The organism is Zeimonas arvi, from assembly GCF_008039575.1.
Taxonomy (GTDB): domain Bacteria; phylum Pseudomonadota; class Gammaproteobacteria; order Burkholderiales; family Burkholderiaceae_E; genus Zeimonas; species Zeimonas arvi.
The window spans coordinates 1-2,463 of sequence record NZ_VDUY01000014.1 but is presented as its reverse complement, the minus strand read 5'-3'; the positions used below and the strand labels follow the sequence as shown (position 1 = coordinate 2,463).

Genomic DNA, 2,463 nt, shown 5'->3' with positions numbered 1-2,463 from the left:
CGTAACCGTCCGGTCAGCCCCATCTTGAGATCGTTTGGTTGAACTCCGAGGATGGCGTCCACCTACATGCAGGTGGACACCAAGTTGGAACATCACGAGAAGGATCTGGCGGCGGGCGTAGCCCGCATCGATGCGAGCGGCCGTCGCTGGTACACGGCGCAGTTCAAGCGCGAGGTGGTGGCGCAGTGCCTGCGCCCCGGCGCGTCGGTGTCGCGGATATCGATCGAGCACGGCCTGAACACGAACCTGGTTCGCAAGTGGGTGGCCCGCGAGCAGCGCGAATCGGGCGCTCAGGTGGCACTGCTTCCGGTGACCATCGATCAGGCATCGTCGGCTTCGCCCTCGGCCGCAGAGGGCGCATCGATCGAGATCCGTGTCGGTCGCGCGGTGATCGCGATCGGTGCAAGCGCACCCGCCGCGCAGATCGAGGCGATCGTCCGGGCGCTGCGATGATCGCGCTGCCCACCGGCACGCGGGTGTGGCTGGCCGCGGGCGTGACCGACATGCGCAAGGGCATGGACGGCTTGAGCGCCCTGGTGCAGACGACGCTGGCGCGAGACCCGTTCGCCGGCCACGTGTTCGTGTTCCGGGGCCGGCGCGGCGACCAGGTGAAGCTGCTGTGGTGGAGCGGCGACGGGATGAACCTGTATGTGAAGCGCCTGGAGCGCGGCCGCTTCGTCTGGCCACAGGCCGAATCGGGTGCGGTGCACCTGAGCGCGGCGCAGCTCTCGATGCTGCTCGAGGGCATCGACTGGCGACACCCGGCGCGCACCTGGCAGCCGCAGCGGGCGGTGTAGCGATTCCCGAGACGCGCGGCGCTTCCCGGGCGCTGCGGCAGCCCTTAGACTGCGCGGCATGCGTGCCGCGGCCGACAGACTCCCCGACGACATCGAAGCGCTCAAGCGCCTGGTGCGCGAGCGCGAGGCGCAGCTGGAGATCGCGCGGCACAACGAGCGCGCGCACCTGACGCTGATCGAGCACCTGAAGCTGCAGATCGCGCGGCTCAAGCGCATGCAGTTCGGGCGCAGCTCGGAGAAGCTCAACGCGCAGATCGAGCAGCTCGAGCTGATCGTCGAGGACCTCGAGGAAGAACAGGCCCGCGCCGAGCCCGAGCCGATCGCGCAGGCGAAGGCGAACAAGCCGCCGCCGGTGCGCCGCCCGCTGCCCGAGCACCTGCCGCGCGAGACGGTGCGCCACGAGCCCGAGCCGGGCTGTCCGGATTGCGGCAATGCCCTGAAGCCAATCGGCGAGGACGTGGCCGAGATGCTGGAGTACGTGCCGGCGAGCTTCAAGGTGATTCGGCACGTGCGCCCGCGCATGGCATGCGGCTGCTGCGAGCGCATCGTGCAGGTGCCGGCGCCGAGCCGGCCGATCGCCCGCGGCCTGGCCGGCCCGGGCTTGCTTGCCCATGTGCTGGTCTCGAAGTACACCGATCACCTGCCGCTGTACCGGCAGTCGGGCATCTACGCGCGCCAGGGGATCGATCTGGATCGCTCCACGCTGGCCGACTGGGTGGGCTCGGCGGCGAAGCTGCTGGCGCCCTTGGAGCAGGCCCTGGGCCGACATGTGATGGCCGCCGAGAAACTGCACGCCGACGACACACCGGTCGATGTGCTGCAGCCCGGGCGGGGCACGACCAAGACCGGACGGTTGTGGACCTACGTGCGCGACGACCGCCCGAGCGGCTCGGCCGATCCGCCGGCGATGTGGCTGCGCTACACGCCGGACCGCAAGGGCGAGCACCCTGTGGGGCACCTGAAGGATTTCCGCGGAATCCTGCAGGCCGACGGCTATGCGGGCTTCAACAGGCTGTACGAGGACCGGGACAAGCGGATCGTGGAGGCGGCGTGCTGGGCGCACGTGCGCAGGAAGTTCTACGACATCGAGAAGGCCGACCGCTCGCCGATTGCCGCCGAGGCGGTGCGACGGATCGGAGCGCTCTACGAGATCGAGGCCGGGATACGGGGCAAGCCGCCGGACGAGCGCAAGGCCGAGCGACAGGCCCGTGCCGGGCCATTGCTCGCCGAGATGAAGGTCTGGCTCGAATCGACGCTCGCGAAGCTCTCGAGCAAGGGCGCGCTCGCGGTGGCAATTCGCTATGGGCTCACGCGCTGGGCGGCGCTGACGCGCTATGTCGACGATGGCCGCATCGAAATCGACAACAACGCGGCCGAGCGCTCGATTCGCGACGTGGCGCTCGGGCGCAAGAACTACCTGTTTGCGGGCTCGGACGCCGGCGGCGAGCGAGCGGCGGCGATCTACAGCCTGCTGGGCTCGGCCAAGCTGAACGGCCTGGATCCGGAAGCGTACTTGCGCACGGTGCTCGAGCGCATCGCCGATCACCCAATCAACCGCGTTGACGAGTTGCTGCCGTGGCGGATCTCGATCGCGGCGCTGGCTGCCGAGCCGATCGCTGCCTGATCAACACCGGCCGGTCAAGACGGCCTTGGGCGGACGCTTACG

The 2,463-nt window shown here is 69.3% G+C and carries 3 protein-coding genes; all 3 read left to right on the top strand.

Going from position 1 to position 2,463, the window contains the following annotated elements; translation table 11 throughout:
• Positions 1–51: 51 nt before the first annotated feature.
• From tnpA to tnpC, 3 genes are read left to right on the top strand one after another with little or no spacing between them, the layout of a single operon-like run.
• Positions 52–453, top strand: coding sequence for an IS66-like element accessory protein TnpA (gene tnpA, locus FHP08_RS18320; protein ID WP_147705954.1), 402 nt, complete (start codon positions 52–54; stop codon positions 451–453).
• Complete coding sequence (tnpB, locus tag FHP08_RS18315) at positions 450–797, top strand: IS66 family insertion sequence element accessory protein TnpB (protein WP_147705953.1); 348 nt, start codon at positions 450–452, stop codon at positions 795–797. Before tnpA ends, tnpB begins: the two co-directional genes overlap by 4 nt.
• A gap of 58 nt (positions 798–855) precedes the next feature.
• Positions 856–2,421: an IS66 family transposase gene (gene tnpC / locus FHP08_RS18310; RefSeq protein WP_147705952.1), complete on the top strand. Its 1,566-nt coding sequence runs from the start codon at positions 856–858 to the stop codon at positions 2,419–2,421.
• Positions 2,422–2,463 lie beyond the last annotated feature (42 nt).

Bases quoted from the DNA above. Each gene is read 5' to 3' on its own strand.
- tnpA (WP_147705954.1), top strand. From the start codon at position 52: ATGGCGTCCACCTACATGCAGGTGGACACCAAGTTGGAACATCACGAG.
- tnpB (WP_147705953.1), top strand. From the start codon at position 450: ATGATCGCGCTGCCCACCGGCACGCGGGTGTGGCTGGCCGCGGGCGTG.
- tnpC (WP_147705952.1), top strand. From the start codon at position 856: ATGCGTGCCGCGGCCGACAGACTCCCCGACGACATCGAAGCGCTCAAG.